The organism is Lipingzhangella halophila (assembly GCF_014203805.1).
Classification (GTDB): domain Bacteria; phylum Actinomycetota; class Actinomycetes; order Streptosporangiales; family Streptosporangiaceae; genus Lipingzhangella; species Lipingzhangella halophila.
Window position 1 is genome coordinate 398,668 of sequence record NZ_JACHJT010000001.1, and the last position, 25,224, is coordinate 423,891.

Consider the following 25,224-nt stretch of genomic DNA (forward strand, 5'->3'; position numbering starts at 1 on the left):
GCCGGTGCTGTTCCCCTCCACGCTCGTCGCCGGGCGGGTGCGGCACATCGCCCGGCGCGGGGAGCCGGATCCCCCGCGGGAGGGAGGCGGGTATCCCCCGCGCCGTGCCACGATCCTGGTGTGCGGATCATCATGCTTCTCCTCGCCCCGCTGCGCAGCGCAGACACCTACCTGCGCTGGGTCTACCTCGTCCTGGGCGGGGTCCTGCTGGTGCCGTTCCTGCTCGCCGCGCTGGTGGTGGCCTCGCTGCTGGTCGACCAGGACGCCAACTCCGAGGCGGTGTACGGCCCGCCCGGCGCCGCGGCTCTGGCCGTGGCCGCGGTCCTCGGCGCCGCGACCGTCGGGATCCCCGGGGTGCGGACCCAGCAGGCGCAGCTCTCGCGCTCCCTGCTGGGGGGCAGATTGGCCGCCGAGCCGGACACCCGGTCGGCCGCCGGGAGTTCCCGGACCCGCGCCGGCTGCTGGCTGGCGCTGCACTTCGTTGTCGGCTTCGGAACCAGCCTGCTGACCATGATCGGCCTGACGGAGTCGGCCATACTCGCGATGACTCCGATCACGGGCGGAGCCAGCGGAACGATGCTGCTCGGTGACGTGCTGTTCTCGGGTTGGCGGCGCTGGCTCGGCCCCCTCGCCGGGGCGGGGCTGCTGGTGGCGCTGGTCTACACCGTCGCTGCTGTCGGTGGCGGTGCCGCGAGGCTGGCGCCGTTGTTCCTCGGGCCGTCCGCGGCCGACCGGCTCGCCGCCGCCCAAGCGCGCGCCGACCACCTCACCGAACGCAACCGCCTGGCCGCCGAGCTGCACGACTCCATCGGCCACGTACTCTCCGTAGTCGCGCTGCAGGCCGGAACCGCCACCCGGGTTATCGACCGGGATCCGGACTTCGCCCGCACCGCGCTGGAGGCGATCGCCGAGCAGGCGCGCACCGCCACCGCCGAGCTGGACCACGTGCTGGGCGCACTGCGCGAGGAGCCGGCGGCCGCCGCTCCGCAGCGCACCCTGGACGATCTCGCCAGCCTGGTCGACGCCGCCCGGTTCGCAGGGGCCGACCTGCGATTCGACCAGACCGGAGCGCTCGGGTCGGTTCCGGGCGTGCTGTCGCGCGAGCTGTACCGCCTGTGCCAGGAGGCCATCACGAACGCGCTGCGGCACGGTGGCGCGGACACCACGATCACCATGGAGCTGCACGTTGAGCAGGCACGGGTGCGACTGAGCGTGCGCAACCCCGTTCCGGTGCGCCGCCCCGCGCGTCCCGGCGGCGGCAGGGGAGTGCGCAGCATGGACGAGCGCGTACGCTTGCTCGGTGGTGCGATGGAGGCGGGGATGCGCGATGGCGAATGGTGCCTGACCGTCACGATCCCCTGGAAGGGGGACGGATGATCGCCGTTGCGCTCGTCGACGACGAGGCCCTGATCCGGGCCGGCCTCAGCGCGCTGGTGGCCGCCGAGGAGGACATGCGGGTGGCCGGCGAGGCCGACGACGGCATCGGCGTCCTCGACCTGGTACGGCGCACCCGGCCCGACATCGTCCTGATGGACGTGCGCATGCCCGGCATGGACGGGATCCAGGCGACCTCCGCCCTCAGCCGCGCGCTGGACCAGGCACCCAAGACCATCGTCGTCACCACGTTCGAGAACGACGACTACGTCTACGGCGCGCTCCGTGCCGGAGCTTCGGGGTTCCTACTCAAGCGCAGCCGCCCCGAGGACATCCTCGCCGCGATCCGCCTGGTGCACTCCGGCGACTCGCTGCTCTTCCCCGCGGCGATCCGGTCGCTCGCCGCGGCCAACCCCCGGCTGGACACTCCCGCGGCGCGGGCGGTCGGCTCGCTGACCGAGCGCGAGGCGAACACGCTGACCCTCATGGCGCGGGGGCTGTCGAACGCCGAGATCGCCGCGGAGCTGTTCGTGAGCGTCGAGACGGTGAAGACGCACGTCTCCAACGTCCTCGCCAAACTGCGGGCCCGCGACCGGACCCAGGCTGTCATCGCCGCCTACGACTCCGGCCTGGTACGCGCCGGCCAGGGGTGAACGTGCGCATTTCCGCGTCGAGGATGACCCCGAAGACCCCCTCATCGCCGGGACTGACCCCCGAGTCGCCCTCGACGCGCCCGACGAGGGCAGCGACAACAGAGGGTGGGCCAGCCCCGGTCACCGCACCGGGTGTCGCCGGCGCCGATCTCGGGAAAGTGCACGCGAGTATTAGGTGCACTTTCCCGAGATCGCCGCACAGAGTGCCCCCAGCCCAGGACACCCGCCCCCTCACACCGAAAAACCCGAAACTCCACCGTGCTCACGAGTTTCGGGTTTGTCCGAGTGTGTTGCCTTGGTTTCCGATGTGGTTGGTTTCGTGGTGTGGGGGAGCGAGCTGCGGCCCGCGGAAAGGGGGCCGCCGAGCGCACGGGAACACCCTTCGCGCGGGCAGCCACACCCGGCACCCGGGCAGACACTCGGGCACCCGGGCACCCTTCGCGCGGGCCGGCACCCGAGGACCCCGAACCAATGGCGCCAGAAACCACGAAACCCAAGCCGCGCTTGAAAGGAACGAAATCCGCAAGATCGGCGCCCGGGCGGCTTCGGTTCGCCAACCACGGCGTCCACCTCAGCCGGCGTACCTGCTGCGGTAGGCGCTCGGCGGAACGCCGAACCGTTGCTTGAAAACCCTGCTGAAGTGCGCGGACTCGACGAAACCCCATCGGGAGGCGATCGCGGTGACCGTCGCCTCGCGGTTCGCGGGATCGAGCAGGTCCCGCCGGCACCGCTCCAAGCGCCGCCGCTTGATGCTCGTCGACACCGTGGCACCCTCGGACTCGAAGAGGCTGTGCAGGTAGCGCACGGAGATGGAATGCGCCCGCGCGATGTTCGCGGGCCCCAGCGTGGGATCGCCGAGGTTTTCCTCGATGTACTGCTTGACCTGCGCCAACACCCCGTACGCCGGTTCGCCCCGGCCCGCCCGCGGCTCAAGCTCGGTACGCAGCAGGGTGTCGACCAGGTCGACCGCCTGGTGTACCAGGCGGGTTCCGGTGGAGTCGGGCAGTGTATGGAGGCTGTCGCCCAACTGCCGGAAGAGCGACCCGACCACGGATCCCACCCCGCGGCTGCCCGTTATGCGTGCCGCCGTCACTGTGCTCAGCGCCGTGGCCGGGAGGGTGAGCGTCTCGGCCGGGAAGACCACGACAAGGTTTTCGGCATCGTCCCCGCACACCACTCGGTAGGGCCGGCCGGTGTCGTAGACCGCCATGTCGCCCGCGCCGAGCACCGCCTCGCGGCCGTCCTGGGCGACCAGGGACGATCCGCGAAGCTGCAGGCTGAATTTGACGTAGCGCCGTTCCTCAGCAGAGATCAGGCTGGGCAGGCGCGCCACCTCGTGCGCTCGCGCGCTGATCCGCGCGAGCGAGATCCCGTTGAAGTCGCGGCCGAGCACCCGGCCGTGGAAGCCTTCCGGCCGGTCGGTGGACAGGCGCAGCCGCACGAACCGGGCGGACATCCGTCGTTGCCAGTCGTCGAAGGTGTGCGCGACGAATGACGTGACCGGTTGGGTGGCGCGTTCCGGCAGTGTCGGGAGCATGGGGGTTCCTCCTTGCGTGCGCCGCGCGTTGCTGCCGGAGTGGGCCGCTCTCCTCGGCGCCGGCGCGGCACACCGGGAGGCCCGCGCGGTCACCGGACGAGGGATGGGAGCCACAGGATCAGCTCCGGGAAAGCGAACAGTACGGCGACAACGGCGAGCTCGATGGCGACGAACGGTGCCACGCCGCGGAAGATCCGTTCCACGTTGACGCCCGAGGTGCCGGCCACCACGTAGCAGTTGATCCCGACGGGCGGCGTCACCATGCCGATCTCGATGAGCTTGACGATCAGGATGCCGAGCCACACACCGTCGAAGCCCATGCTCGTGGCGATCGGGTAGAGCAGCGGCACCGAGATGACCAGGATCGAGATCGACTCCAGCGCCATCCCCAGCGGCACCAGCATGAGCAGCAGCAGCGCGATCGTCAGGTGCGGGCTGAAGTCCAGTGCGGAGATCGAGGAGGTGGCGGTCTGCGGCAGCCGGGCCGTCACGAAGAACTTCGACAGGATCGCCGACCCCACCACGATGGCGAAGACCATGCTGGTGGTCCCGGCCGTCTCCTTGAGCGCACCGGTGAACTTCTCGTACAGGGTGGCGAAGCCCTGCCGGCGGAACTCCAGGATCAGCATTACGGCGGCGACCAGGGCGCCCATGGCGGCGGACTCGGTGGGGGTGAAGAAGCCGGAGTAGATGCCGCCGAGGACGATGAAGAACAGCAGCGCGACCCGCACCAGGCCGCGCATTTCCAGGTCGCGCAGCTTGGTAGGGGTGGCGGTCGCGGTGACCCGGGTGCTCTCGGAGCCGGTCCCGCCGGCGGCCGCCTCGACGGCGCTGTCGAGGTTCGGGGCGTCTGCCGAGCCGGGCTTGGCGACCAGCTTCGGTGCCACCGCCATGATGAACGTGGCGTAGGCGAGTGCCGAGATGATGCCGGGAACGATGCCCGCCGCGAGCATCGCGGCGACGGACTCGCCGGTCATAATCGCGTAGAGGACCAGGAACACGCTGGGCGGGATGAGCACCCCCAGTGTCCCGGCCACAGCGACGAGCGCCCCGGCGATCGACTCCGGGTAGCCCGCCCGGCGCATCTCGGTGATCGAGAGCCGGGACATGGTCGCGGCGGTGCCGATCGAGGAGCCGGAGACGGCCGCGAAACCGGCGCAGGCCATGACGGTTGCCACGCCCAGCCCGCCGGGGAGCCGGCGCAGCAGGTGGGAGGCGACGGCGTACACCTGCTCGGCGATCCGGGCCCGGACCGCGAACACCCCCATGAGGATGAACATCGGGATGATCGTGAGGGTGAACTCGTTCGTCTGCGCGAACGGTTCCGTGGCCAGCATGTTCGTGGCGAAGTCCGTGCCCTGGAGCAGCGCCAGCCCGGTCGCGCCGGCCAGTGCCAGAGCCAGGGCCACCGGCATCCGGATGGCCAGCAGTGCGACCAGCAGGACGACGACCAGCAGGACGATCGTGTTGGGGTCCATCAGTTCAGCTTTCCGTCGGCGCGTCGCCGGAGCCGGCCTCGCCGTTCGGGTCGCCCATCAGGGGCCGTCCGGTGAGCAGGCGCGCGACATTGACCATGGCCACGAGCAGCAGTGCGGCGAAGCCGACAACGACGAACCATCGGGCCGGCCACAGCGGCCAGCTCACCAGGCCCATGCGGAGCTCGTTCCGCTCGAAGGAGTCGACGGCCTGCCCGAAGGAGGCGTAGACGAGCCAGCCCAGGATCACGCAGCCGAGTACCCAGGCCAGCAGCATGAGACCGCGCGCGGCTTTCTCCGGGAGCCGGGAGGTGAGCAGGTCCACGGCGATGTGCGTGCCGCTCGTCCCGGCATAGGCCAGGCCGAAGAAGACCGTGGCCACCAGTGCTGACTCGGTGAGCTCCAGAACGCCGGCGATCGACTCACCCGCGATGTTGCGGTAGGCGACGTCCGCGCTGATCCCGAGCATCATTACGATCGTGCTGATTGATGCGAGGATGCCGAGGGGAGCCGCGATCGCCCGTGCGATCCTGTCCATCTCACGCCCTTTCTGCTGGTCCGGGTTCGCCCGGATGGGCAGGCCGGCGCGACCACCGCGTAGCCTCGCGAGACGCCGCCATGGGGTGGTGGAGCAAAGGATCCGGCGCCGTGCGGGATCTCACGGCGCTGTCCGGCCGGCGCCGCGCGTGAAACGGGAACCGGTCGCCGGGACCGCAGTGTCCGGAGCGCGGGGTGCGGCGCTGTGTCCAGCAGCGATGGTCGCCGGGGCGCTGTCCAACGAGGGCCTCCCGACATCATTCACGATGTCATATACGTTCCCGGATGACTCTGCTGGTTCCCGGTGAAGCCTGTCAAGCAAAATGTGATTCCAAGCACGATCTGTTGGGTAACGTCCGGAAGATCCCCGCGTCCCGTCCGTTAGCGGAGTGCCGCGCGTTCCGGTGGCACCCCGCGCACCCCGCCGGACGTAGCCGGGGCGCGATCCGCTTCGGTCGCGCAGCGCCCCGCTGGGCGAGCTCCTTCGCGGAGGCAGAGGCCACCGACCTGCCTTCTTCCCTCCAGGGCAAGTGGCGCTGCACTGGCAGACAAGCGCCGTGTCCCATTGCCACGGAGACTGGTGCTGAGCGGTGTCGCCTGGATCACACGCTCGCCCCGGACGCCCAAGGAGTTCCATCCGATGATCGAGGACGAACTGTACGACGCCGGCCTGCGTCAGCGCCGCGCGATGTTCGGTAAGGCAGGCGCGGAGGATCAGGTCGAACACACGACCGACCTGAACGACAAGCTGCAGGAGATCGTTACCCGCAACTGCTTTGGCGACATCTGGCAGCGGGACGGTCTGGAGGTGCGCACCCGGAGCCTGATCACGGTCGCCATGCTCCTCGCGCTCGGCCGGTCCCACGAGCTGCGGATCCACATCAACGGAGCCCTGGCCAACGGGGTGAGCGTCGTTGAGCTCCGCGAGATCATGCTGCACTCCTATCTCTACTGCGGGATTCCCGCCGCGGTCGAGGGGATTCGGACGCTGGACGAGATCTTGGCGCAGCGCGACGCCGGGCAGGAGTTTCCCGCCTAAGGAGCGCGGGACCCGAACAGGTGACAACACGGCACAGACAAGGCAATCACGATGAAGGCAGTGACGAGGAAGAGCGCATACGCGCGGTCGGTGGCACTCCCCGTGGGACTGGCGGCGGTGGTTATGTCAGCGGCGTGCGGGGGCGGCGCGGACGATGACGGCTCCACGGAGCTCACCGTGGCCACCGCGGCGCAGCCGGACACCCCGAGCAACCAGGTCATGCAGTGGTACTTCAATCAGGTCGAGGAGCGCTCCAACGGGCAGTTGACCTTCGACGTGCTGCCGCCCGACTCGCTGTGCGAGGCCGACGAGGTCGCGGAGTGCACCCAGGACGGACGTGCCGATGTCGGGGTCTCGATCCCCGACTACACGCCGCAGATGTTCCCCACCGACACTGTGGTCAGCATCCCCTTCACCGCGGACAACGCTCATGCGGTGACGCAGGCGCTGGACAAGGCGAACACGGAGCACGAAGGGGCCCAGCAGGTCTGGGAGCAGAACGGCCTGGTCCCCGTGTCCCACTGGCCGGTGGGCCGGCTGATGTTGGGCAGCCCCGAGGAGGTCGACAGCATGGCCGACATGCAGGGGCAGCGGTGGCGCGTCTCCGGGCCTTACCTGCAGAGCGCCGTGGAGGAGACCGGCGGAAGCAACGTTGCGCTGACAGCGCCGGAGACCTACGAGGGAATCGAGCGCGGGGTGGCCGACGCGGTCGGGTTCGCGATCGACGGCGCCATCGACTACAAGCTGATGGAGCTGCTCCCGTACTGGACCGATCCGGGCACCGGCCACTACTCCACCTTCGGGATGTGGATGAACCAGTCCACCTACGATGGCCTCCCCGAGGACATGCAGGAGGTGGTGGACAACGCCGCCGAGGACCTGAACACCGGCGACGGCGTCGAGCAGTTCGCCGAGGGCGCCGCGGGACAGTGCGACACACTCCTTGAGGGCGAGGAGATCGAGGGTGTCGACCGCTGGAGTGAGGAGGCCACCCAGGAATGGGAGGACGCGGTCGGCGACGACCTCAGCGAACAGTGGACCAGCGACGCCGAGGACGCCGGGCTTGAGGACGCGTCCGGATACCTCGACATGTACACGAGCGCGCTTGAGGAGTCCGAGGACGCGGAGCTCATCGAGGACCCGGTGGTGCAGTGCATCGATCGGGCCGAGGACGAGTGAGACCCGGTCCCGGCGCGGGACACGGCAACGGGGCCGGCGGGTCCCCGGTACGCGCGCGACGGCGTCAAGGGAGGCACAGTGAGTCAGGTTGGTTTCATCGGGCTCGGGACCATGGGAGCCCCCATGCTGCGGAACCTGGCCGGGTCGGGGGCCGGCACCATCGTGTTCGACCTGGACGCCGCGTGCGTGCGCGATCTCGCGGCTGAGACCGGCGCGGCACCGGCGCGCGCGGCGTCCGACTTCGCCGGGGCCGAGGCCGTCGTCACCATGCTCCCCACCAGCGACGCGGTCGCGGAGGCGCTGTTCGACTGGGATGGCGGCATCGCCCGCCACCTGCCGGCCGGCAGTGTCGTCATCGACATGAGCTCCTCGGACCCCACCCAGACGGTGCGCCTCGGCGAGCGGCTGCGGGAGCACGGGGTGGACCTCGTGGACGCCCCGGTGTCCGGCGCGGTGGCCAAGGCGACCGACGCGACACTGTCGATCATGATGGGCGCCGACAGCGAAGCGGCCGCCGAGCGGGCGACCCCGATAGTGCGGACCATGAGCGCCGTGGTCTTCCGCACGGGCAAGCTGGGCACCGGGCACGCGATGAAGGCGCTGAACAACTTCGTCGCGGGGGCCTCCACCACGGCCGCCTGCGAGGCGCTGATCGCGGGGGAGCGTTTCGGGCTCGCGCCGGAGACGATGGTGCAGATCCTGAACGCGTCGACCGGACAGAGCTTCGTCACGTCGAACGTCCTGGGCGAGCATGTCGTCAACGGCAGGTTCGCCTCCGGGTTCGGGCTCGCCCTCTACGCCAAGGACGTACGGATCGCGCGGTCCCTGACACAGGCCATCGCGCACCCGGCGCCGGTGTGCGAGGCCGTGTCGGGCGCGCTCGACGACGCTCTGGACGAGCTGGGCAACGTGGACCACACCCGGGCCTTCGAGTACTGGAAGGACCAGGAGGCGTGACGCCCGGCGGCGGTGTTCCGCGGCGCACGCGGTAACCGGGGGCGGGGTGGCGACACCCCGTCCCGCCGGGTGCCGGAGCTCGGGATTCCCGCGGCCCAGGCGGGTGCGCTGGAGCATTGGGATTGTCCGCGCATTGCAGATCGTATAGGATTTAGAATATGTTCGGTTGTCCAAAGTGCGGAAACCCAGGCTGGTGCGGCCGTGAACTCTGAGCTCACCGCGTCTCAGCGCCCCGGCAAGATCATCGCTGTGCACATCAATTACCGGTCCCGCGCTGAGCAGCGGGGGCGGACCCCGGAACATCCCTCGTACTTCCTCAAGCCGTCCACGTCGGTCGGGCACTCGGGGAGCCCTGTTGAACGCCCCCTCGGCACCGAACTGCTCGCCTTCGAGGGCGAGATCGCGCTCATCATCGGCCACGAGGCCCGCTGTGTGAGCCCCGGTGACGGCTGGTCCCACGTCCGGGCCGTGACGGCCGCCAACGACTTCGGCGTCTACGACCTGCGGTACGCCGACAAGGGGTCGAACCTGCGCTCGAAGGGGGGCGACGGTTTCACCCCGCTCGGGCCGGCACTGATCCCCGCCGAGGCGGTCGATCCCGCCGCCCTGCGCGTGCGCACCTGGCTGAACGGCGACCTCGTGCAAGAAGGCGACACCGGGGAGCTGTTCTTCTCGTTCGGCCAACTCGTCGCGGACCTGTCGCAGCTCCTCACCCTCGAACCCGGCGACACCATCCTGACCGGCACCCCCGCCGGGGCGTCCGTCACCCAGCCGGGCGACATCGTCGAGGTCGAGGTCGACGCGCCGGACGCCGAAGGCGCGCCGAGCACGGGCCGGCTCGTCACACCCGTGATCGAGGCAACGGTTCCGCTCGCCGACTACGGGGCCCTCCCCCGTGTCGACGACCAGCAGCGCGCCGAGGCATGGGGCAGCGCCGAGGCCGCTGACCGCGCCGACAACCGCGTGCTGAGCGGAGAGACCCGGGCCGCGCTGGACACCCTGGCGATCGCGACCCTCAGCGCGCAGCTTCGCAAGCGCGGGCTCGACAACGTCAGCGTCGACGGTGTGCGCCCGCTCGCCTCCGGCACCCGTGTGGTCGGGGTGGCGCGCACACTGCGCTACCTGCCGCTGCGCGAGGACCTCTTCGCCGCCCACGGCGGGGGGCTGAACGCCCAGAAGCGCGCTATCGAAGCGGTCGGCCCCGGCGAGGTGCTCGTCATGGAGGCGCGCGGCGAGCGCACCGCGGGCACGATCGGCGACATCCTCGCGCTGCGTGCCCAGATGAACGGGGCGGCCGGCATCGTCACCGACGGCGGCGTGCGCGACAGCGCCGCGGTGGCCAGTCTGGGCCTGCCGGTCTACGCCGCGGCGGAGCATCCGGCTGTGCTCGGGCGCCGCCATGTGCCCTGGGAGTCCGACGTCACGATCGCCTGCGGGGGGACCACCGTCCAGCCCGGCGACGTCATCGTGGGCGACGACGACGGCCTCGTCGTGATCCCACCGCACCTGCTGGAGGAGGTCGTCGCCGACGCCGTCGAGCAGGAGCGCCAGGAGGAGTTCATCACCGAGCAGGTCCGCGCCGGCCACGGCATCGAGGGACTGTACCCGCTGAGCGGGGCCTGGCTGGAGGCCTATCGGGAGTGGAAGGAGTAGCGCGCCATGGCACCCGGCTCCTCCGACCTCACCGGCCTTTCCAAGTCACAACGCGCGTACGCGGTCATCAAGGAACGCATCACCGAAGGCACCTACGGTCCCGGCTACCGGCTCGTCCTCGGCCAGCTCGCGCGCGAGCTGGACGTGAGCCAGGTTCCGGTGCGCGAGGCCATCCGGCTGTTGGAAGCCGAAGGGTTGGTCAGCTTCGAGCGCAACGTTGGCGCGCGGGTGAGTGCGATCGATCCCACCGAGTACCAGCACACCATGCAGACCATGGCCATCGTCGAGGGCGCGGCCACCGCGCTGGCGGCACCGCACATCGGCGCCGGTGAGCTCGACCGCGCCCGCGAGCTGAACGAGCGCATGCGGGACAGCCTCCGCGACTTCACCCCGGTCGAGTTCACCCAACTGAACAAGGAGTTCCACGAGACGCTCTACCTGTGCTGCCCCAACCCGGAGATGATCGACCTGGTCCGGCGCCAGTGGTCGCGCATGGCGACCATCCGCAGCTCGACGTTCAGCCTCGTTCCGGGACGCGCCGCCAACTCCGTTGCCGAGCACGAGGAGCTCCTCGGCCTCATGGAGTCGAGGGCCGACGCCGAGACCGTTGAGCGCCGCGCCCGCGCGCACCGCCTCGCCACCCTGAACGCGTTCCTCGCCCGGCAAGGAAAGGACACCCTATGAGGTTCCGCGGCGATCCCCAGCGGATCACGGGTTCCATCGCCCCCGTCGTCACCCCCTTCACCGACACCGGCGAGGTCGACCTGCCGAGCCTGCGCACCCTGGTGCGCTGGCAGCTCGACTCCGGTTCGCACGGGATCTCCCTGGGCGGTTCCACCGGCGAGCCCAGCGCGCAGACCGTGTCCGAGCGCGCTGAGGCGATCCGCGCCGCCGCCGCGGAGATCGGCGACACCGTGCCGTTCGTACCCGGGACCGGCTCCACCAAGCTGGACGAGACCCTGGAGCTGACGTCCGCCGCCCGCGACGCCGGGGCCGACGCGGCGCTGATCATCACCCCCTACTACGCCCGCCCCACCCAGGAGGCCCTGTACACCTGGTACGCCACGGTCGCGCGGGAGTTCCCGGACCTGCCGCTGGTGATCTACAACGTTCCCTCGCGCACCTGCGTGGACATCGCCCCCGAGACGGTGGCCCGGCTCAACGCTGACTTCGGCAACATCGTCGGGATCAAGGAGACCACCAAGGACTTCGAGCACTTCTCCCGCGTCCTGCGCGCCGCCGGCCCCGATCTCATCGTCTGGTCCGGTATCGAGCTGCTCTGCCTGCCCCTGCTGAGCCTCGGTGGGGCCGGGTTCGTCTCGGCGGTGGCCAACCTCGCGCCCACCGCCGTCGCGCGGATGTACCAGGCGTGGCAGGAGGGCGACCTCGACCGCGCCCGCGAGCTCCACTACGGCCTGCACCCGCTCGTCGACCTGCTGTTCGTCGAGAGCAACCCGGCGCCCCTGAAGTGGGTGCTGCAGCAGCGCGGGCTGATCTCGTCCGCGCACGTCCGGCTGCCGCTGACCACCCCGACCGAGAACGGCCTCGGCCGGATCCGCGAGCTACTCGACCAGGGCGAGGACCTCCTTAGCCCTGTTCCGCAGGGGAGCAGAAGATGACCGACACCCGCCCCGACGGAGTCCCCACGCGCATCAGACACCACATCGCCGGCGCCCCCGTTGACAGCGTCTCCGGGGCGACGTTCGAGGTCATCGACCCGGTGACGAACCGCCCCTACGCCTCGGCGGCGGCCGGCGGACCCGACGACATCGACAACGCCGTGGCCGCCGCCCGGACGGCGTTCACCGAAGGGCCGTGGCCCGAGATGCCGGCGCGCGAGCGGGCCCGCGTGCTGTACCGGATCGCCGACGCGGTGCAGGAACGTGGTGCGGACCTGGCCCACCTGGAGTCCTTCGACACCGGTCTGCCCATCACCCAGGCGCGCGGCCAGGCCGCGCGGGCCGCCGAGAACTTCCGCTTCTTCGGCGACCTCATCGTCGGCATGAACGAGGACGCCTACCGGGTTCCCGGCACCCAACTGAACTACGTGGTGCGCAAACCGGTCGGGGTCGCCGGGCTCATCACCCCCTGGAACACCCCGTTCATGCTGGAAAGCTGGAAGCTCGCCCCCGCCCTGGCGGCCGGATGCACCATTGTGCTCAAGCCCGCCGAGTTCACCCCGCTCTCGGCCAGCCTGTGGCCGGGCATCCTCGCCGACGCCGGTGTTCCCGACGGCGTGTTCAACCTGGTCAACGGAATCGGTGAGGAGGCGGGCGCGGCGCTCGTCGCACACCGCGACGTGCCGCTCATCAGCTTCACCGGCGAGACCACCACCGGCCGGACCATCATGCGCGACGCGGCCCCGCACCTCAAAGGGCTGTCGATGGAGCTGGGCGGCAAGTCACCGGTCATTGTCTTCGCCGACGCCGACCTGGACGCCTGTCTCGACTCCGCGCTGTTCGGGGTGTTCTCGCTGAACGGGGAGCGGTGCACCGCGGGCTCCCGGATTCTCGTCGAGCGCTCGGTCTACGAGGAGTTCGCCCAGCGCTACGCCGAGCGCGCGCGCAACGTCGCCGTCGGGCCGCCGCAGGACCCCGCGACCGAGGTGGGAGCGCTCGTGCACCCCGACCACTACGAGCGGGTGCTCGACTACGTCGAAACGGGCAAGCGCGAGGGGCGGCTGCTGGCCGGCGGTGGCCGGCCGGAGCACCTGAGCGAGGGCAACTACCTCGCCCCGACCGTCTTCGCCGACGTGCCCCGCGACGCCCGGATCTTCCAGGAGGAGATCTTCGGCCCCGTTGTGGCGCTGACTCCCTTCGACACCGAGGAAGAGGCCATCGAGCTGGCCAACGACGTCGACTACGGGCTCGCCGGCTACGTATGGACGTCGGACCTGCGCCGCGGCCACCGTGTCGGGCAGTCGATCGAGGCCGGGATGGTCTGGCTCAACTCGCACAACATCCGCGACCTGCGCACCCCGTTCGGCGGGGTGAAGAACAGCGGTGTCGGGCACGAGGGCGGCACCCGCAGCATCGACTTCTACACCAACGAGCACATCGTGCACGTCGCGACGGGCGACGTGCACGTGACTCGGTTCGGGGTGCGGACCGAGGAGGCGCGGGTATGAGCGGAACGCCCGCGCCGCCGGACATCATCCGCGCCGCCTACGCCGAGCTGACCGTCACCGACCTCGCGGCGGCGCGCTGGTTCTACGTCGACGTTCTCGGCCTCGTGGTCACGGCCGAGGAACCCGGGGCCCTCTACCTGCGGGCTTTCGAGGAGTACCTGCACCACAGCCTGGTCCTGCGCGCGGGGGAGAGCCCCGCGCTGGTCCGGCTGGGCTACCGGGTGCGCGCCCCCGAACAGGTCGCGGTCGCCGAGACGTATTTCCGCGCCCTCGGCGCGCGCACCGAGCGAGTCGCCGCGGGGGCCACCCGCGGCATCGGCGAGGCCGTGCGGGTCGAGGACCCGCTGGGGTTCACCGTGGAGTTCTTCTACGGCGCCACGCACGTGGACCGGTTCACCCAGGCCTACCACCTGCACGGTGCCAACGCCATCGCGCGGATCGACCACTTCAACGTGCTGGTGCCCGACGTCCGGGCTGCCACCGCCTACTACCGCGACCTGGGGTTCGGCGTCTCCGAGAAGATCGAGGACGACGAGGAGCACCTCTACGCCGCGTGGCTGTACCGCAAGCCGACCGTGCACGACATCGCGCTGACCGGGGGCGATGGGCCGCGGCTGCACCATGTGGCCTTCGCGGCCAACGAGCGGCACCAGATCCTGCACACCTGCGACGTGCTCGGCTCGCTGCGCGCGGAGCAGCACATCGAGCGCGGCCCCGGGCGCCACGGCGTGTCCAACGCCTTCTACCTCTACCTGCGCGACCCCGACGGGCACCGCATTGAGATCTACACCAGCGACTACTACACCGGCGACCCCGACAACCCGACGGTGCGCTGGGACGTCCACGACAACCGGCGACGGTCCTTCTGGGGGCACGAGGTCGTCCCCTCCTGGTACTCGGAGGGGTCCACCGTCCTCGACCTCAACGGCCGGCCCCGCCCACTGACCGCTCCAACGGAGCAGCGCGAGGCCAGCGTCACCATCGGCGCGGACGGCTTTGGCGAGGTGGCCTCTGACGGCGGCCCCGGTACCGGATTCAAACTCGGTCACCAGAGCTGAGCAGGAACGGCGCCCTATGACGCGGCCGGCGGACCGGCCGCGTCGCGGGGCGAGGTACCGCCGCTTCCCCGGCGGCCGCACGCGCTATGGCCGTCCGCCACATATCCCCGTGTCGGAGTGTGGTCCGCGGAACCATCCGCGTCATGGCCGCCGCCTTCCTATCGTGGCCCGCATGACGATGCCAGACCCCTCCATTCCCGGACCGGCGGAGCTGTCCTGGGACCCGACCGTCGCGCGCGGGGGCGCGCCGGACCTCACGTCCACGCAGGCGCTTGTGACCGGGGCGGCCAGCGGCATTGGCCGGGCCTGCGCGATCCGGCTGGCCGCGGCAGGCGCTTCGGTGCGTCTCGTCGACGCTGACGGCCCCGGTGTGCGGGCCCTGGCCGAGGCGGGTTACGGCCGGGCCCACGTCCAGGACCTGACCGACCTGGACGCCGCGGCTGAGTTGGCGCGCGGCGCCGATATCGTCGTCAACAACGCGGGCGTGCAGACGATCAGCCCGATCGAGGAGTTCCCGCCCGAGGAGTTCTCGCGCATGCTGCGCCTCATGGTGGAGGCGCCATTCCGGATCGTGCGCGCTGCGCTGCCCGGCATGTACGAGCAGGGCTGGGGACGCGTCGTCAACATCTCCTCCGTGCACGGCCTGCGCGCCTCGGCGTACAAGGCGGCCTACGTCACGGCCAAGCACGCCCTGGAAGGGTTGTCCAAGGTGACGGCGGTGGAGGGCGCGCCGAACGGGGTAACTTCGAACTGCGTGAACCCGGGATACGTGCGCACACCGCTGGTCGAGCGGCAGATCGCCAAACAGGCCCAGGAGCACGGCATCGATCCCGACCGGGTGGTGGACCAGGTGCTGCTGGCCCGCAGCCCGGCCGGACGGCTGGTCGAGCCCGAGGAGGTCGCCGAGCTGGTCGCCTACCTGTGCGCTCCGTCGGCATCATTGGTCAACGGCGCCGCGGTTACCATCGACGGAGCATGGACGGCTACCTGAACGAGCCCGCGGCCGCGGAGCGGACCGAGCACGGTGAGACCGCGTTTCTCGACCTGCTGCTGCGCGACGCCCCCGCGGTGGAGTACGAGCGCCCGCTGGTACGCGCCCGCGCGAACAGGGCCGATCCGGGGCGGTTGGCGGAGCTGGAACGGGCGAAGCTGCTCGCGCTGCGAGTGCGCGCGGTGCTGTCGGAGAGCCAGCGCCGCGAGTCGGAATTGGCCGCGCTGTTCGAAACCGCGAACGACCTGGCCGGGATGCGCAACCTCGACCAGGTGCTGCGCGCTATCGTCGACCGGGCCCGGGCGCTGCTGGGCACCGACACCTCCTACCTCACCCTGACCGACCAGGTGGTCGGGGACACCGCCATGCGGGTCACCTCGGGCTCGGTGTCGGCGCGGTTCCAGCGGCTGCGGCTCGGGCCGGGCGAAGGGCTGGGCGGGCTGGTCGCGCAGACGGCGCTTCCCTACGTGACCGCCAACTACCCCGAGGACGACCGGTTCCGGCACACCGAGACGATCGACTCGGGCGTGGCCGAGGAAGGGCTCGTCGCGATCCTCGGCGTTCCCCTGCTGCTCAACGGGCAGGTCATCGGGGTACTGTTCGCCGCGAACCGGCGCGAGCGCCCCTTTGTGCACTCGGAGATCGCGCTGCTGGGGTCGCTCGCGGCGCACGCCGCGATCGCCATCGACACGGCGAACCTCATCGATGGCACCCATGCCGCGCTGAACGAGCTCAATGCCGTCAACGAGCAGCTGCAGGAGCACAACACGGCCGTGGAGCGCGCGGCCGACGCCCACGACCGGCTCGCCGAGCTCGTGCTGCGTGGCGGCGGTGTCGACGAGGTAGCCGCCACCATCCGCGAGGTCCTCGGCGGCGAAGTGCGGATCCACGACGCCGCGGCCGTGTGGGACGGCGAGGATGCCCAACCGGACCTGGCCGCGGCGGTGGAGGAGTCGCTCGGCAGCGGCCGGGTCGCGCGCGCCGGCGACGCGTGGGTGGCGGCCGCCGCGGCCGGAACCGAGCTGCTGGGCACCCTGACCCTGCGCGGAGTCGACCTCGCCGACGCGGACCAGCGCATCCTGGAGCGCGCGGCGATGGTGATCGCGCTGCTGCTGCTCCTGCGCCGCTCGGTCAACGAGGCGGAGCACCGGCTGCGCGGCGACCTCCTGGAGGAGGTGCTGGACTCGCCCGACCGCGACCCGGACCTGCTGCAGGAGCGCGCCGGCCGACTGGCCACCGACCTGGACGCCGCCCACGTGGTCGTCGTGGCCGAGGCGGCATCGGCGAACGCCGCGCGGCTCCGCTCGGCCGCCACCCACCTGGCCGAGACCAAGCACGGGCTCGCCGGGGTCCGCCACGGCCGCACCGTGCTGGTGCTCCCGGGGACGGATCCGGTCGGGGTCGGCCGGTACGCGGCCGCCGAGCTGCGCGCCGCCGCGAACGCCCCGGTGACCGCGGGCGTCGCGGGGCCGACCACGGGGTTGGACACCATTCCCGGCCGCTACGGCGAGGCGCTGCGCTGTGTGCGCGCGCTGCGCTCCCTGGACCGCGATGGCGAGGTGGCCAGCCCGGACGAGCTGGGATTCCTCGGGCTGCTGCTGAGCACGAACCGCCAGGCCCCCGAGTTCGTCGCCGCCACACTGGGGCCGCTGCTGGAGTACGACGAACAGCGCGGTACCGCGCTGGTGGCGACGTTGCGCGCCTACTTCGCGTGCGGCGCCAACCTTTCGCGTACGAAGCGGGAGCTGCGCGTCCACGTGAACACGGTCGCCCAGCGCCTGGAGCGGATCGGCCAGCTCATCGGGGCCGACTGGCAGGACCCGGAGCGGGCCCTGGAGCTGCAGCTCGCGCTGCGGCTGCACCGCCTGCTGGACGGCGGGGTGGACCTCGACGGCGGCGGGGGCGCGGGCGCCCGCGGGTAGTGCCGGGGCGCCGTCCGGAGCCCGGAACCCGGGGCGCGGAGAGCACCGCGCCCCGGGCAGGTGGCCCCATCGGGGGCCGACGCGTGATCACGGTGAGCGGGGCTGGGCCGCCTCACCGGCCGGCTCGTCGCCTCCCTCGGCCGGCCGCGGTCGGGTGAGCAGCGAGACGAGGATGAAGATGAGGGTCGAGGCGGCCAGGGCGAACGCTCCGTTGACCACGCCCTCCGGCAGTGGAGCGAAGCCGTAGAGCTGTCCGACCTCCAGGACGAAGTTGATGACCAGGCTGAGTACGATGCTGGTGATCGCCGCCGCCTTGGTCGCCCGCGACCACACCAGGCCCAGCACCACCGCCGGGAAGATGGCCGCGGCGAACGTGCCCCAGCCGAACACGCCCAGCAGCGCGACCAGCGTGTCGAGGTAGAGGGAGAACAGTACGGAGGCCACGAGCAGCACGGCGACCGCCACGCGGCTCCACAGCAGCTCGTTGCGCACCCGCATGCCGAACGCCCGAGGAAGGTCGCGGACCAGGCTCGCCGCGCCCAGCGTCGCGAAGGCGTCGCCGGTGGACATGATCGCGGCCAGGATCGCGGCCAGCGCCAGGCCGGCGAGGACTGGCGGGGTGTAGTCCGTCATGAAGACGATGAGCGCCTGGTCGGGGGTGTCCACCGCCGGGAACTCGCCCCGGATGGACAGCGCCAGGGCGCTGAGCCCCACCCCGACCACGAGGAACATGGTGCACACGTAGGCGATCCCGGCTGTCAGCGCACCCCACTTCAGTTGGGCGGTGTCCCGGATCATCAGGAACTTGGTGAGAAGTTGCGGTTGGGCGGCGGCGCCGACCGCGAAGAGGAAGATCCAGCATGCGATGGTGACGGCGGGGAGCGCGCCGAACGCGGAGGCCAGTGCCGGGTCCTCGCCCTGCAGGGTGGTGGTGATGTCGGCCGTCCCGCCGACAGCGTTCACCGCGACGAAGAACGTGACCACCGAGACGACGACGAGCAGCACGCCCTGGAACACGTCGGTGTACACGGCGGCGATGGTCCCGCCGCCGATGGCGTACACCGCGAGGATGCCCAGGCCGATCAGCGCCCCACTGGTGGGGGAGATCCCGAAGATGCTGGCCATGACGACGCCCATCGCCTGCACCTGGGTGCCGAGGTAGCCGATCACGCCGAGGGCGACGGCGACCGCGATCCACCCGCGGACGGCAGGGCTGCGGTAGCGCCGCTCAACGACGTCGCCGAGGGTGTACACCTCTCCCTCGCTGCCCATGCGCCAGAGCCGCTTGCCGACCAGAAACCACGCCAGGCCGAAGCCGAGAACCGCGGCGAGCCCGATCCCGCTGACGAAGACGAGGCCGTCGGTGAAGGCCATCCCGGTGCCGCCGAGGACACCGAACCCGCTCTGGATGGACGCGAAGACGGCTATCGACATCACGAACATGCCGAGGTTGCGGCCCGCGACCAGGAAGTCCGACGTGGTCTTGGTCCGCCGGGTGGCCCACACCCCGATGCCGATGGTCGCGAGCAGGTAGAGCGCCACCACGATGACGATCGTGGGATTGGTGTCCAGCATCGCTACTCCACCGTCCCTTCGGTGTCGTCCGTGGTGAACGTGCAGGCGTACGCCAGCCCCACGAGCAGGAGCACCGGGGCGATCCCGAACAGGTACAGCGCGGTGGTCGGTGCGAAGCCGAACACCAGGCCCGAGACCTGCGGGTCGCTGACCGACAGCGCGTCAAGCGCGCCGTAGCCGGCCAGCAGCAGGACGGTGACGCCCGCTGGGAGGGCGACCGCCAACCGGTGGCTCCGGCCCGGTCGGGACAGTGCGATCAGCACGCCCGCGGAGAGGAGCGTCGGGTACAGGACCAGCCGCCAGTCAGCGAGCAGCATCCCGAGAACCGCGAGCGTGACAAGCAGTAGGAGCGCGTATATCAGCAGGTCGGATGGTCGTTGTCGCATACGGGGCCTCTCGTTGGGGCGCCGCGGGAGGTGCCCCGCGGTCAGGGGTGGGTGTCCGCGCGAGGAGTGACGCCCTGTGTGCGGGCAACGGCCCCGGCGCCGGATCCGGAGCGCCGGCGCTCCAGTGGGGTTCCCGCGGCGGGAGACGGGGCCGGCCGGGGCGAGGAGCCGCGGCAACCGTGGCGGCGCCGGCCAAGTGGGGGCGCGGCGGCGGGTCGGGCAGTGCGGGGCGGTCGCCGAGCGCCCGGCGAGAGTGGGGTCGGGTCGGCGGCGGGACGTCGGTGCAGGATGCCGGGGGTCCGCCCGCGGGGCGGGAGGTCACTCGTTGTTCGCGCTCTCACGCGCAACGACGCTAGTGACCTGCGCCACCCTCAACAATGGAAGCGTGCACACACTTGCCCGTGCCGTATGTGGATCTGGCACATGCGCGCGGGCACGGGCGGTGTCTGACGTGTCGCGGCGCGGGCCGTGCCGGACCGGGCGGGGCTCGGCTGGGCCGGTTTCCGCGGGCGGGCCACCGGTGCGAAGCCGTGACCGCATCCGGACACCCGCGGAATAGCGCATCGGCCCTGACCGGCCCGCGTTTGCGCCGCGCAGTCCGCGGTTCAACGCCGCCGGCGTACCCGTCGCGCGCAAGGGCCGCGCTCCGCGGGCCTGGACGTCCGGTTGCCGCTCGGAGAGGATCACGAGAGCTAGTGCCCCGGCCTCTCTCGCGAGACCGCCGGTGTGTGGGGTGTGGCGGGGCCGCCGCTGGCGGGCCGGGTACTGTCCGGCGACCGAGCGGAGGAAGATGATCGTGAAGTTCGTCCGGTTTCTCGCGAACTTCTGGGTGCTGTTCGTGATCGTCGCCATGTCCTTCGTCTTCTACTACATCGGGCCCCTGCCACAGGAGGACCGGAGCGTCGCGATGTTCGACGCGCGCGTGAGTATCGGCACCTCCGGCGCGGTCCGGATGACCGAGACGATCAGCTACGACTTCGGCTCCGAGCCGGGCCACGGCCTTACCCGGACGCTGCCGTCCGAGGAAGAGATCGACGGCTACGGGTGGCGCGATCTGGGGCTCACCGACGTCACGGCGTCGGGCGCGGGCGACCTGCCAGTCGAGATCGAACCCGACGGGGACGAGACCCGGGTACGCGTCGGCGACTTCGACGGGGAGCCGGCGCTCACCGGTGAGCACCAGTTCGAGATCTCCTACACCTACGACCGGCTGGTCACCGAGGGCGAGGGGGGATCGCGGTACTACGCCGACATCATCGGCTCGGAGTGGGAGGTGCCCATCGAGCGAACCCGGGTGCGCGTGGACCTTCCGGAGGAGGCGTTCGACCCCGACCGCGAGTACGCGGTCACCGCGGAGTGCTATGCGGGTGAGGTCGGATCGCGAGACAACTGCGGTTCCGCCGACGAGGGCGCCCTACTCGCCGACGACCTGCCCCTGACCTATGGCCACGGCCCGCTTGAGCCGGGCCAGGCGTTGAGCGTGCGGATCCTGCTGGCCGAACCGAACGTGGTCTCCGCCGCGCCGGACCGGGACGGCGAGGGAGAGACCGGTTCGGAGAGCGGCTCGGTGAAGACGGGGCTTTTGGTGGGGAGCATCATTGTCGTCTTCTTTGTGGTCATGAGCGTGCTCGCCTGGCGCGCCGAGCGCAAGTACGGCTCCGCGGGCGGGGGGACCGGGAGCGGGTCCTCCGCGGGCGGTGGCGCCGGTGGCGCCGGTGGCGGCGGTGGCGGTGGCGCCGGCGGCGGGGGAGGTGGTGGCGGAGGAGGCGGCGGCTGACATGTCGGTCGCTCAGCCCGGATGGCGCCCCGCTAGCGGGGCGCGGGGGCCTGGAGCCGGGGTGGAACGGGCGCGGCTCACGGTTTGCGGAGCACGCCGCCGTACTCGAACATGTCCTTGCCCCCGGCAGACGCACTCACGTAGCGGTTGAGTTCGCCCGGAGCGGGCGGCGGTGGCGGTTGGGTGTGGCCGGGGCGCCAGTTGGCGATGCCGCCCGGGCCCGGCTCGACCGGTTCCAGACCCGTCAGCTCTCCGGACGGCGTCCGCGGCACCCCGTCGGTATCGTGCCTGTTCCACCGCACTTCAGGACTTCAGAGCGCGGGTGGGGCCATGCCGGATGCGGCCGTCGACGAGGCGCCGCGACCGGAGCCGGTCACTCTGGCGTGCTCGCGCGGGGGCCCGCTCGCCATCCCCGGCACAGCACGTAGGCGAGGACGGCGACGACCACCAGTAGGCCGTCCGCCACGGCGGCGTCGACGGCCCCGCTTACCTCCTCGCCGGGCCCGAGGACGCCGAGCGCGAACCCGCCGGCCGTTACCGCGAGGAGTAGCTTATTGACGATGACGATCTCCCACACCCAGCGATAACCCAGTGGGCGGTAGGCCAGCAGCGCGAAGAGCGCCGCGAAGACAAGGAAGCCGTACAGCCGCCAGGTCTCGGCCATGAGGCTGCCGGGCCCCGACGCGGTAACCCCCGGTAGGCCCGTGGCCGCGGCGGCGACCGCGCTGGCACACGCGCACCACATGAGGGCGCGCCCGGTCGTCATGCGCCACTTCGGTGGAGTGGCGAGGTACCGCCGCGCGGCACCCACAGGCTGGGATCGCATGGTCATCTCCCTGGCGATAGGTGGGGCGGGTGCTCAGGGCTTGCGCAGTACCCCGCCGTACTCGAACATGTCCTTGCCCCCGGCAGAGGCGCCCACGTAGCGGTTGAGTTCGCCCGGAGCGGGTGGGAGCGGTGGCTGGGTGGGGTCGGGGCGCCAGTTGACGATATCGCCCAGGCCCGGTTCGACCGGTTCCAGCTCCCGCAACCACCCGTCGAGAACATCGGGGGTGCGGGTTTTCCAGGGCACTCCTTGCTCGACGACTGCCGCGCTCATTTCCGCGGCGGCGACGGGATCCTCGGAGACCACGTGGGAGATCGCCAGGTAGCTGCCGGAGGCCGCGTGTTCCATCGGCCCCTGGATGGCGCGTCTGGCGCCCTCGTCGTCGGGGATGCAGTGCGGGATGGAGAACATCAGCACTCCTACCGGCTGGTTGAAGTCGATCAGCCGCTGGGTGTCGGGGTGGCCCAGGATGTGCTCGGGTTGGGTCATGTCGGCGGTGATGACCGTGGTGTTGGGGTTGTCGGCGAGCAGGGCGTGGCCGTGCACCAGCACGATGGGGTCGATGTCGACGTAGACGACCCGTGACTCGGGGGCGAACTCCTGGGCGACCTGGTGGACGTTGTTGTCGGTGGGCAGCCCGCTACCGAGGTCCAGGAACTGGGAGATTCCGGCCTCGGCGGCCAGGTAGCGTACCGCCCGGTACAGGTACAGCCGGTTCTGCCGCGCGACATCGAGCATCTCCGGGAACACCTCAAGGGTTCCCTTCGCGAGCTCACGGTCCATCGCGTAGTTGTCCTTGCCGCCGAGCCCGTAGTCGTAGATACGGGCCGCGGTGGGACGGTCGGTGGGGACGTCAGGCTGCGGGGAAGCGCTTTCGCCGGTCATTCGTGGTCTCCTTGCCAGTGGGGGAGAAGGGCGGACTTTGTTCCGCCCCGCGTGTGGCGCAGCGCCTTCTGCCGGGGGTTCGCGAATGGCGGCACCGCCGTCCACCGACTCAGATTATGCGCCGAGCGCCGCGTCTCCCGCGCGGCCGTGGCGGGGAGGAACCGTCCCGCGGCACGCCCGGTATTGGGGCTCCAGACGGGCGTCGTCCCTGCTCGTACGGGCCCGTTTCGGGCCCGCGCCACGCCCGGCGGGGGACAGCGGCGACGGCTCGCGGCCGGACCCGGTCACGCCGGGTGGCGCCGGCTCCGGCGCCCGCGCGCGCGGGGTGGGCGCACGGCGTGTTCAGTCCTCGGCGAGCACGATCACCTTGTCGTCCGGGGTGAACCGCACGTGCTCGCGCTTATCCGGGTTGAGGACGATACCGGCGTCCGGTTCCGTGGACCGCGCCTGGATCCGGTAGCCGATGGCGATCTGCCCCTGCCTTCGGGCGGACTCGACCACGGTGTAGAAGTCGGTCCGCATATCCGGCCGAACGTAGTCCACGACCGGCTTGAGGTAGATCTCGGAGCCTTCGGGGTCCAGCAGGTTCGTGAACACCGGGTTCAGGTGCGGGTTCTCCGAGAGCTGCGTCATCAGCAGGCTGATGAGCTTGCCGCTGACGATGAAGTCGTCGGCCTGGGTGGCCTGGGCGAGCTCCCGGTTGTGGTCGTCGCGCATCTCGCTGACGACCGAGTAGTCCTCGCCGCGGCGCCTGGCCAGGTCCCGCAGGTGCAGCAGTGTGACCAGGGTCTGGGAGTCGGCGGCCTGCAGCTCGATGTGGTTGTACGTCAGCACGATGACGTGCTCGTACATGGAGAAGTCCACGCGCTCCAGGAAGCCGCGCTCCGTGATGTCGGCGTCGGCGAGCATCACGGACGTGTTCTTCAGGTTCGGCTTGACCTTGTCGAGCTCGTCCTGGGCGGTCGGCTGGCGCGCCGCGATGTGGATGGCCGACTCGGGTGCGAGGTAGGAGTCGAGCTGCTCGACGATCAGTGCGGCACGCTCGTTCCATCCCATGACCAGGACCCTGATCGGCGTTGGAGTGCGGGGCTGGGGCCGCAGGATCGCCTCCTCGTTGATGCCGGGCGGACGGCTGCCCAGGCGGATGGCGCTGTCGTCCTCGGCGATGACGATGAGCTGGTCGCCTTCGGCGATCCGGGTGTCCGGGGGCGGGTTGAGCACGGTTCGTCCGTTGGCGAGCCGCATCCCCAGGACACTTGAGGTCTCGTAGGCGAACAGCGACTGGCCGAAGGAGGCGCCGACGAGGCGGGGCTCCTCGGTCAGGTACATCTCGTCGCCGCCGAAGTCGAACAGGTCGGTGTAGATGGCCGACAGGCCCGACTGCAGGGCGGTCTGCACGACCAACCGGGAGGTGACATCGTCGGCGTCGACGATGTAGGTCCCGCTGCCGCCGGCGAGCCGTGCGGCGCCCATACTGAGCGAGTCGTTCACGGTCGCCACGACGTTGTAGGACTGGCCGCGGCGCTCGGAGCGGTGGGAGAGGGCCAGCAGGGTCTTGATGACCTCGTTGTCGGACTCCTCGCCGTTGGCCGGGACGACGATGATCGACCGCGCCTCGTCGGGGTTGGCGATCTCCAGGTCGTACGGGTTGAGCAGGTTCCCGGTCCGGCAGATCACCTTGGTGCTCTTGGTGTCGCTGATCCGCTCGCGGATCTCGTCCTCCATCTCGACCTTGTCCTTGTCGGCCAGGATGGCGACGGCCGCCCGCTTCTCGCTCTCGTTGGCCTCGATGAGCTCGCTGAGCATGATGAACACCTGTTCCGACCAGCCCAGCAGGATCGTGTGGTCGCGCTCGATGACCCGGGACCGGCCCTTGCGCAGCTCGACGAGCTTATTGTCGAGGCCCGTGGCGATCACGCCCACCAGGGCGCTGAAGACGAGGATGCCGCCCAGCGTGGCCAGCAGCATCATCCCGACGAAAGCCACGTTGGAGGTGTCGTCGCTGCCGATCGCACCCGGGTCCATGATCCGGACGAAGGTCAGCCACAGCGTCTTGAAGAACCCCGCGTCCGCGAGCTCTCCGGTCCGGGGCACGAGCGCCCAGGTGCCGAGCCCGAAGAACAGGACCATCGTGACCAGGACGACCGCGAGCCAGCCGACCAGAGCGGGCGTGCCCTTCGCCATCGTGCCGTCGAACCAGTAACGCAGTCGCTCGCGCCGCGTAACCGTTGGCATACCGGTACCCCAATGACGTGAAGAGTGAAGACTGAGCC

General features: G+C 70.7%; 22 protein-coding genes. 13 read left to right on the top strand and 9 right to left on the bottom strand.

The window, feature by feature from the left end; all coding sequences use genetic code 11:
* Window positions 1–120 precede the first annotated feature (120 nt).
* Window positions 121–1,377, top strand: a complete 1,257-nt coding sequence (locus F4561_RS01905; RefSeq protein ID WP_312885098.1) for a sensor histidine kinase — start codon at window positions 121–123, stop codon at window positions 1,375–1,377.
* Window positions 1,374–2,027 (top strand): response regulator, encoded by a 654-nt coding sequence (locus F4561_RS01910; RefSeq protein WP_184574168.1) that lies wholly within the window; start codon window positions 1,374–1,376, stop codon window positions 2,025–2,027. Before F4561_RS01905 ends, F4561_RS01910 begins: the two co-directional genes overlap by 4 nt.
* Window positions 2,028–2,598: 571 nt before the next feature.
* Here the strand turns inward: F4561_RS01910 and F4561_RS01915 are convergent.
* From F4561_RS01915 to F4561_RS01925, 3 genes are all read right to left on the bottom strand, one after another.
* On the bottom strand, window positions 2,599–3,564 hold the full coding sequence (locus tag F4561_RS01915) for an AraC-like ligand-binding domain-containing protein (protein ID WP_184574170.1): 966 nt from the start codon (window positions 3,562–3,564) through the stop codon (window positions 2,599–2,601).
* Window positions 3,565–3,653: 89 nt separating this feature from the next.
* Complete coding sequence (locus F4561_RS01920; protein WP_184574172.1) at window positions 3,654–5,042, bottom strand: TRAP transporter large permease; 1,389 nt, start codon at window positions 5,040–5,042, stop codon at window positions 3,654–3,656.
* A 4-nt stretch (window positions 5,043–5,046) separates the two neighbouring features.
* Window positions 5,047–5,577 carry a TRAP transporter small permease gene (locus F4561_RS01925; RefSeq protein WP_184574174.1) on the bottom strand — a complete coding sequence of 177 codons (531 nt, stop codon included), beginning with the start codon at window positions 5,575–5,577 and terminating at the stop codon, window positions 5,047–5,049.
* A gap of 639 nt (window positions 5,578–6,216) precedes the next feature.
* On the opposite strand from F4561_RS01925, the gene F4561_RS01930 reads away from it, so the two are divergent.
* From F4561_RS01930 to F4561_RS01975, 10 genes are all read left to right on the top strand, one after another.
* Window positions 6,217–6,615 carry a carboxymuconolactone decarboxylase family protein gene (locus F4561_RS01930; protein WP_184574176.1) on the top strand — a complete coding sequence of 133 codons (399 nt, stop codon included), beginning with the start codon at window positions 6,217–6,219 and terminating at the stop codon, window positions 6,613–6,615.
* A gap of 60 nt (window positions 6,616–6,675) precedes the next feature.
* Window positions 6,676–7,794, top strand: coding sequence for a TRAP transporter substrate-binding protein (locus F4561_RS01935; RefSeq protein ID WP_184574178.1), 1,119 nt, complete (start codon window positions 6,676–6,678; stop codon window positions 7,792–7,794).
* Between the two features lie 78 nt (window positions 7,795–7,872).
* Complete coding sequence (locus tag F4561_RS33545; RefSeq protein WP_221445329.1) at window positions 7,873–8,751, top strand: NAD(P)-dependent oxidoreductase; 879 nt, start codon at window positions 7,873–7,875, stop codon at window positions 8,749–8,751.
* A 201-nt stretch (window positions 8,752–8,952) separates the two neighbouring features.
* On the top strand, window positions 8,953–10,404 hold the full coding sequence (locus F4561_RS01945; RefSeq protein WP_184574180.1) for a fumarylacetoacetate hydrolase family protein: 1,452 nt from the start codon (window positions 8,953–8,955) through the stop codon (window positions 10,402–10,404).
* 6 nt (window positions 10,405–10,410) lie between these two features.
* The gene (locus tag F4561_RS01950) at window positions 10,411–11,088 is read left to right on the top strand and encodes a GntR family transcriptional regulator (RefSeq protein ID WP_184574182.1); all 678 of its coding nucleotides are present in this window, start codon (window positions 10,411–10,413) and stop codon (window positions 11,086–11,088) included.
* Complete coding sequence (dapA, locus tag F4561_RS01955) at window positions 11,085–12,023, top strand: 4-hydroxy-tetrahydrodipicolinate synthase (protein WP_184574184.1); 939 nt, start codon at window positions 11,085–11,087, stop codon at window positions 12,021–12,023. Before F4561_RS01950 ends, dapA begins: the two co-directional genes overlap by 4 nt.
* Window positions 12,020–13,531, top strand: a complete 1,512-nt coding sequence (gene hpaE / locus F4561_RS01960) for a 5-carboxymethyl-2-hydroxymuconate semialdehyde dehydrogenase (protein ID WP_184574186.1) — start codon at window positions 12,020–12,022, stop codon at window positions 13,529–13,531. Before dapA ends, hpaE begins: the two co-directional genes overlap by 4 nt.
* Window positions 13,528–14,589, top strand: a complete 1,062-nt coding sequence (gene hpaD, locus F4561_RS01965) for a 3,4-dihydroxyphenylacetate 2,3-dioxygenase (RefSeq protein WP_184574188.1) — start codon at window positions 13,528–13,530, stop codon at window positions 14,587–14,589. The genes hpaE and hpaD overlap by 4 nt, the downstream gene beginning before the upstream one ends.
* A gap of 172 nt (window positions 14,590–14,761) precedes the next feature.
* Window positions 14,762–15,580: a 3-hydroxybutyrate dehydrogenase gene (locus F4561_RS01970; protein ID WP_184574190.1), complete on the top strand. Its 819-nt coding sequence runs from the start codon at window positions 14,762–14,764 to the stop codon at window positions 15,578–15,580.
* Window positions 15,565–17,502, top strand: coding sequence for a helix-turn-helix domain-containing protein (locus F4561_RS01975; RefSeq protein ID WP_184574192.1), 1,938 nt, complete (start codon window positions 15,565–15,567; stop codon window positions 17,500–17,502). The genes F4561_RS01970 and F4561_RS01975 overlap by 16 nt, the downstream gene beginning before the upstream one ends.
* 87 nt (window positions 17,503–17,589) lie before the next feature.
* Here the strand turns inward: F4561_RS01975 and F4561_RS01980 are convergent, their stop codons facing one another.
* The gene (locus F4561_RS01980) at window positions 17,590–19,077 is read right to left on the bottom strand and encodes a sodium:solute symporter family transporter (protein ID WP_184574194.1); all 1,488 of its coding nucleotides are present in this window, start codon (window positions 19,075–19,077) and stop codon (window positions 17,590–17,592) included.
* A 2-nt stretch (window positions 19,078–19,079) separates the two neighbouring features.
* Window positions 19,080–19,463: a hypothetical protein gene (locus F4561_RS01985; protein ID WP_184574196.1), complete on the bottom strand. Its 384-nt coding sequence runs from the start codon at window positions 19,461–19,463 to the stop codon at window positions 19,080–19,082.
* A 790-nt stretch (window positions 19,464–20,253) separates the two neighbouring features.
* Here F4561_RS01985 and F4561_RS01990 point away from each other — a divergent pair.
* Complete coding sequence (locus tag F4561_RS01990) at window positions 20,254–21,240, top strand: DUF2207 domain-containing protein (protein ID WP_184574198.1); 987 nt, start codon at window positions 20,254–20,256, stop codon at window positions 21,238–21,240.
* 77 nt (window positions 21,241–21,317) lie between these two features.
* Here the strand turns inward: F4561_RS01990 and F4561_RS01995 are convergent, their stop codons facing one another.
* The 4 genes from F4561_RS01995 to F4561_RS02010 all read right to left on the bottom strand — a co-directional run bounded on the left by F4561_RS01995 (window position 21,318) and on the right by F4561_RS02010 (window position 25,186).
* On the bottom strand, window positions 21,318–21,512 hold the full coding sequence (locus F4561_RS01995) for a hypothetical protein (protein WP_184574200.1): 195 nt from the start codon (window positions 21,510–21,512) through the stop codon (window positions 21,318–21,320).
* Between the two features lie 101 nt (window positions 21,513–21,613).
* Window positions 21,614–22,066 (bottom strand): hypothetical protein, encoded by a 453-nt coding sequence (locus tag F4561_RS02000; RefSeq protein WP_184574202.1) that lies wholly within the window; start codon window positions 22,064–22,066, stop codon window positions 21,614–21,616.
* A gap of 33 nt (window positions 22,067–22,099) precedes the next feature.
* Window positions 22,100–22,951, bottom strand: coding sequence for an SAM-dependent methyltransferase (locus F4561_RS02005; RefSeq protein ID WP_184574204.1), 852 nt, complete (start codon window positions 22,949–22,951; stop codon window positions 22,100–22,102).
* A gap of 342 nt (window positions 22,952–23,293) precedes the next feature.
* The gene (locus tag F4561_RS02010) at window positions 23,294–25,186 is read right to left on the bottom strand and encodes a CASTOR/POLLUX-related putative ion channel (RefSeq protein ID WP_184574206.1); all 1,893 of its coding nucleotides are present in this window, start codon (window positions 25,184–25,186) and stop codon (window positions 23,294–23,296) included.
* Window positions 25,187–25,224 lie beyond the last annotated feature (38 nt).